This window comes from Pseudomonas sp. K5002 (assembly GCF_013386655.1).
Taxonomy (GTDB): domain Bacteria; phylum Pseudomonadota; class Gammaproteobacteria; order Pseudomonadales; family Pseudomonadaceae; genus Aquipseudomonas.
Genome location: NZ_JACARK010000533.1, coordinates 1 through 5,641, shown reverse-complemented (window position 1 = coordinate 5,641; position 5,641 = coordinate 1). Strand labels below are relative to the sequence as shown.

The following is a 5,641-nucleotide window of genomic DNA, read 5'->3' as shown; positions in this document are numbered from 1 at the left end:
CCGCGGCCAGGCGCTGCGCTGCACGGTGAGCGTTGGCGCGAGTGCGACGGGCAGGGTTTCGCTTTTGCTGCTCATGACGCTCCCCTTATGGACGAGGCAAAGCCTGGCCAAAGCTTGGGTCGATCAACTGGTCGATCACCTGATCCACATTCACCCCACGGCGCACCAGTTCTTCCGACACCAGGATCGGCGCGGCCGCCTTGGACGACACCACGTCCTGGGCAGTGAGCAATGGGCTGCTAAGGTCGGTACGCGACAATTGCAGCTTGGCCACGTCCAGGGGCAGGCCGGATTCGTCGGCCAGCAGCTTGGCGAATTCGTCGGGGTGTTTCACCGCCCAGTTGCGGGCTTTTTCATAGGCACCGAGCACCTTGGCGATGGTCTGTGGGTGCTCCTTGGCGTATTTGTCGGTCACGCTGACCACGCCGTAGCTGTTGAAGTCCTTGTTGCGGTACAGCAGGCGCGAACCCGCCTGGATTTCGCTGGCGGCCATGTGCGGGTCGAGACCGGCCCAGGCGTCCACATCACCTTTCTCCAGGGCGGTACGGCCGTCCGGGTGCTGCAGGTGCACCAGCTCCACGTCGTCCTTGCTCAGGCCGGCTTTCTGCAGGCTGCGCAGGGTGAACAGGTACGGGTCGGTGCCTTTGGTGGCGGCGATTTTCTTGCCCTTGAGGTCGCTGACGCTGTTGAACGTCGAGTCCTTGCGCACCACCAGTGCAGTCCACTCGGCGCGGCTGTACACATACACCGACTTGATCGGGCTGCCATTGGCCCGGCTGAGCACCGCCGACAGGCTGGCGGACGAGGCGAAGTCGACGCCGCCGCTGTTGAGGTATTCCAGGGAACGGTTGCTGCCCTGGCTCAACACCCAGCCGACCTTGGTTTGCGGCAGCGCTTCTTCAAGCCAGCCGAAGTGCTTGAGCACCAGGCTCACCGGGGAGTAGTAGGCGTAGTCCAGGTTGACTTGCGCAGGGTCGGTTTCCGCTGCATGGGCCAGGGGTTGCAGGCTGAGGGCCAGGGCGCAGGCGCCCAACAGGGTATTGAAGAAGGGTTTCATGGAACAGCTCCGGACAAGGCGGGAAAAGAGAAGGCTTTTCTTATATTCAGAAAATTCATATGGCATGTTCCATCATGCGTTATAGGAATATGCAGTCTCTGTGCCAGCGTCTTTGCAGGGCAGGGCAACACCCTGGCGTAGCAGCTGTCGAGCCCAAGCGAGGCTGCGTTCGCGGTGTGTCAGACAGACCGCTGACGCAGTCTCGCTTGGGCTCGACAGCTGCTACTTGGGGAGGTGGTTGGGAGTGGGGAGGCGGGCACTTTGTTGAATCACTGTTGGCTGTGCAACAGCTTGCATATGTTTTTATGGAATAAATAAAGAGTTATATATTCCTTTTGTTGGTTTCACGAATAGGGCACTTTGATTGCCTGCGCATTCGTGCGGATTGACCCAACAGACCAAAGGAAAGCCGACATGACCATTAAAGCGATCAACGTGCGCAACCAGTTCAAAGGCGTGATCAAGGAAATCCTGATCGGCGAAGTGGTGTCCGAGATCGACGTGCAAACCGCGTCGGGGATCGTGACGTCGGTGATTACCACACGCTCGGTGCGTGACCTGGAATTGAAGGTGGGCAGTGAAGTGATTGCCTTTGTGAAGTCGACTGAAGTGTCGATCGCCAAGCTGTGACTGCAATCCAGTTGTGAACCCAATCCAAATGTGGGAGCGGGCTTGCTCGCGAATGCGGTGTGACAGTCGACATCTACAATGACTGATCCACCGCTTTCGCGAGCAGCCCGCTCCCACATTTTGTTTTGCATGCAGCCGTTGGAGGGTTAGTTGAGCCGAGGCCCGCCGCCCGATGGCCGGGATCCTGGCTTCTCATCCGAAGCATCCGGCAGTGCCTTGGGCGTTTCACTCGGGTCCTTGTAGTCCTTGTGCAAATCCCCATCCAGCCGGTTGCTCGACGAGCCGCCGCTTTGTGGTGTGGAGTCGAAATGCTCCCACTCCGATTGCTGGAAGCGGAACAGGCTGTCATCGGTCGGCGTGTCGCGGCCGTGGTAGTGGTGGATCTCGTAGTGGGCGTATTCGACCTTATCCGCCCAGTTGTCCTGCAGCAAACCGTCGCCGGCCAGGTCGCGGTACCAGTCGTTTTCCTTCTCGGTGGCCTTCTGTTTTTTATTGTGGTCGACGAAGTAACCGATGATCCCGCCTACCACCGCTAACACCACGCCCACCAGGAACAGCGGCCCGGTCAGCGCCGCCGCCGTGCCTGCGCCAAACAGCGCCGCCGCACCCAATACCCCGGCCGACGCGCCGAACGCACCGCCCGCCACTTGCAAGCCACCTGCGGCCTGAGCCAACGGGTCTTTGCTGTCCACGCCGCTTTTGATCGCCAGGGCGCCGAGCACAATGTCGGCAAAACCACCGGCAATGTCCGTCGCCGGGCCCAACACCTTGATCACGGAACCGGCGATCTTCGCCGATTGGGAGGCGCCAAGCTTGGCCGCACCGGCTGCCTTGAGGCCGTCATCCAGGTGAGTGGCGAGGCCTTCGGTAGCTTCGGTTACCGCCTTGTCGCCCTCGCCAAACAGCTTGGCCACGCCGTCGTACTGGCTGTCGGGAACCGCGTCCAGGGCCGCAGCGATTTCCTTGCTGACCTTTGAGTCGATTTCGGTGGGTTTGCTGAAGTCGATGACTTTGCCGGCCGCCCCTTCCTTGCCCCAGATTTCCGGCAGGGTCTTGTCCAGGCCGAGGAAGTCCACCAGGCCGCCCTTGCCCAGGGCTTCGCCGATCTTGTCACCGAGCTTGACGAAGTGGCTGGCGCCGCCGGCAAAACTCAGGAAGTCCTTGGCGATGGTCATGCGTTGGGCCGGGGTTTCGCCGAGCTTGCCGCCTTTGCCCACCAGTTGGTATATCCCCGAGAACAGGCTGACGCCGGCGCCCATCGAACCGAGGATGCCTTTGCTGTTGAGGGTGTTGAACACTTCGCCGAGCATGCCGCGATCCGCCACCGGGATATACGGTTTGCTCAGGGCGGTTTTCACGTCGGCTTCGCTGATGGTGCCGCTGTTCTTGTAGACGTCGCCGAGTTCTTCCAGGGCCTTGGTCACGGCCGAGGATTTCTCCTTGCCTTCCAGGCCCTCGTTGAGGAATTTCTCCAGCACTTCCTGGCTGCGGCGCGGCAGGTCCAGCAGGTTGCCCTTGAGCACGCCCTTGAGCAGGCCGAACAGGTCCTTGGTGGCCAGCTCCTTGTTGTCGTCGGAGATCTTGCTCGGGTCCGAGAGAATCTCGTTGAGGTCGGTGGTGAGGCCATCGGCCTGGATATTCTGCGCGGCCTTGGTGGCGGCTTCCGGGTCGAACAGCGACAGCGAGGTCAGGGTGTTGCTCAGGTCTTGCTGGGCCTCGTGGCTCTTGCCCTGTTTTTGCAGGTCCTTGAGGTACAGCACATAGTCGGGGTTGCTGGTCAGGTCGAGAAGCTTCTGCTTGATCTCGTCCTTGTTGGGCAGGTGACTGATGGCGTCGTCCATCTTGGTCTTGTAGTCGGCCTGCACCGTCGGGTCCTTGAACAACTCGCCGATCTGCTCCTGCACCGCCTTGCCGTCGATGATGTCGTGCATGTCGGCGGAGGTGAGCTCGGTCTGCTTGTCATCGAACTCGCGCCAGGTGGTGTTGAACGGGCGCTTGGATTCTTCGTAGCCGGTGATGCCATGGCCGTTCTGGTAGGCGGCCTGGGCTTCCAGGGCACGGACCAGTTTGGCCCGTGGGTCGTCTTTGGGAATCGAGCCGTCCTTGACGCCGGCGCGGTAGGTGTCGATCAGTTCGGTGGTGGCCAGTTCGCTGACGCTCTGGGTCGGCGACTTGTCGTCGTCCTTGTCGGCATGCACGCCGGTGTCGAGGTTGAGCACGTCGAGCTCATCGTTGCTCGGCAGGTTGTACTTGGCGCGGGTCTCGTCGACGGTGCCGGCGCTCCAGGCTTCCCATTTCGCCACCACTTCGTCGTAGAGCTGCGGGCTGAGCTCCTTGGAGACGATGACCTTGCCTTCGCTGGTTTCATAGCGGATCAGGCCGTCCCCCAGCTCGTCGGGAGAACCGAAGGTGATCTCGGTGTTCTTCAGGAAGTCATTCGGCCCGGCCAGTTTGTAGCCGGCGTCTTCACTGGAGTGGATCTTGCTCCAGGTGTCCTGGGCGGTGGCCACGCTCTTGAACAGTTCCGGGCTGACGTCGGCCGATACGACGACCTTGGTGCCGTCGTGGGTTTCATAGGTCAGCACATTGCCTTGCTGGCCTTCGATCCAGCCGAAGCCCTTGTAGTCGTTCAGCTCCGGCGCCTTGGTATTGGCGTCTGCCAGGGTCGAGCCGTCGTTGAGCGCGGACTCTACGGCGGCCTTTTTGTCGGGGTTGGTGTAGACCTCGTGCAGGCCTGCCAGGTAGTCGAACAGCTTGGGGTTGTCGTCGCGGGCCACGACCATTTTCTGGCCATTGCTTTCAAAGCGGATCAGGCCGGGGCCGACTTCATCCTTGGGGCCGACGGTGGTGCCGGCGTAGGGCGGCCACACTTCGTTGTCGCTGGCGCGCTTGTAGCCGGCGTCTTCGCTGCTGCCCAGGCCGGTGAAGCTTTCATAGGCTTCCTTGGCTTTCTGGAAGGCCTCCGGGTTGTCGCGCTGGCTGATGACGAACTTGTTGCCGTCCTGGGTCTCGTAGCGGATCACGCCGGGGCCGGTTTCGTCGGGCGGGCCGAGGGATTTGTAATCACCGAGCTTTTCCGGGGCCGTGGCGTCGCCGCCCAGGCGCTGGTAGCCGGCGGCTTCGCTGGCGTTGACGCCGGAGAGTGCCTTGAAGTCGGCGCTGACTTGCTTGAACAGCTCGGGGCTGTCTTTTTCGCTGACGATGACTTTCTTGCCGTCCTGGGTTTCATAGCGGATCAGGCCGGGGCCGACTTCGTCCGCCGGGCCGATGGCCTTGTAATCCCCCAGAGTGGTGGGCGGTGCGGCGTCCTTGGCGGCCAGTTCATAGCCTTGTTCCTTGCTGGCAGCGAGCCCTTGCGCGGTTTTGTCGCCGGCCTCCACCTTCTTGTTGTTGGCGCTGTTCTTGAGCAGCACGTGGAACGCCGCGCCGGACTTGGGCGGTGTGAGAGGAAGGGCTTTGGGGTCGGTCGAGCGGTTGAGCGGCTGGGTCGTCATGCCATGGAACTCCTGCTGTTACCGGTGGGACGAATCGGCAAAAACAGTAACAGCAGGGGTTCGGCGGTCGTTGCGAAAAGTTGTGAATTGCGCCTTAACGGTGACGCAGGCTGCGTTCCAGGCGGACGATGCCTTCTTCCAGCATGGCCCGTGGGCAGCCGAAGTTCAGGCGCACGAATTGCTGGCTGTCATCGCCGAATTCAATCCCGGCGCTCAAGCCGACCCTGGCCTGTTCGAGGAAGAACCGTTGCGGATCGTCCAGGCCCAGGGCGCTGCAATCCAGCCAGGCCAGGTAGGTGCCTTGAGGCGCATGCATGACCACGCCGGGCAGGCGGGTTTGCACGGCGTTCAGCAGGTAATCGCGGTTGGCTTGCAGGTAGGCCACCAGCGCCTGCAGCCAGTCGCCGCAGTCGCTGTAGGCCGCACGCGTGGCTTCCAGGCCCAGGGGGCTGACGCTGTC

General features: G+C 61.8%; 4 protein-coding genes. 1 reads left to right on the top strand and 3 read right to left on the bottom strand.

Features of this window, described 5'->3' with window-relative positions:
* Window positions 1-85: 85 nt before the first annotated feature.
* Window positions 86-1,057 carry an aliphatic sulfonate ABC transporter substrate-binding protein gene (locus HX846_RS22725; RefSeq protein ID WP_087693845.1) on the bottom strand — a complete coding sequence of 324 codons (972 nt, stop codon included), beginning with the start codon at window positions 1,055-1,057 and terminating at the stop codon, window positions 86-88.
* A 414-nt stretch (window positions 1,058-1,471) separates the two neighbouring features.
* Here HX846_RS22725 and HX846_RS22720 point away from each other — a divergent pair, with 414 nt between their 5' ends.
* Window positions 1,472-1,687: a molybdopterin-binding protein gene (locus HX846_RS22720; protein ID WP_003217010.1), complete on the top strand. Its 216-nt coding sequence runs from the start codon at window positions 1,472-1,474 to the stop codon at window positions 1,685-1,687.
* 146 nt (window positions 1,688-1,833) lie between these two features.
* On the opposite strand, the gene HX846_RS22715 is transcribed toward HX846_RS22720, so the two are convergent.
* Complete coding sequence (locus HX846_RS22715; RefSeq protein ID WP_134326606.1) at window positions 1,834-5,181, bottom strand: hypothetical protein; 3,348 nt, start codon at window positions 5,179-5,181, stop codon at window positions 1,834-1,836.
* Between the two features lie 94 nt (window positions 5,182-5,275).
* Window positions 5,276-5,641 (bottom strand): aminotransferase class I/II-fold pyridoxal phosphate-dependent enzyme (locus HX846_RS22710; RefSeq protein WP_178966129.1); only part of this gene is annotated, 366 nt, incomplete at its 5' end.

What these genes read in the sequence shown, in the direction of transcription:
- HX846_RS22725 (WP_087693845.1), bottom strand. Translation starts at nt 1,057, where the DNA reads ATGAAACCCTTCTTCAATACCCTGTTGGGCGCCTGCGCCCTGGCCCTC.
- HX846_RS22720 (WP_003217010.1), top strand. Translation starts at nt 1,472, where the DNA reads ATGACCATTAAAGCGATCAACGTGCGCAACCAGTTCAAAGGCGTGATC.
- HX846_RS22715 (WP_134326606.1), bottom strand. Translation starts at nt 5,181, where the DNA reads ATGACGACCCAGCCGCTCAACCGCTCGACCGACCCCAAAGCCCTTCCT.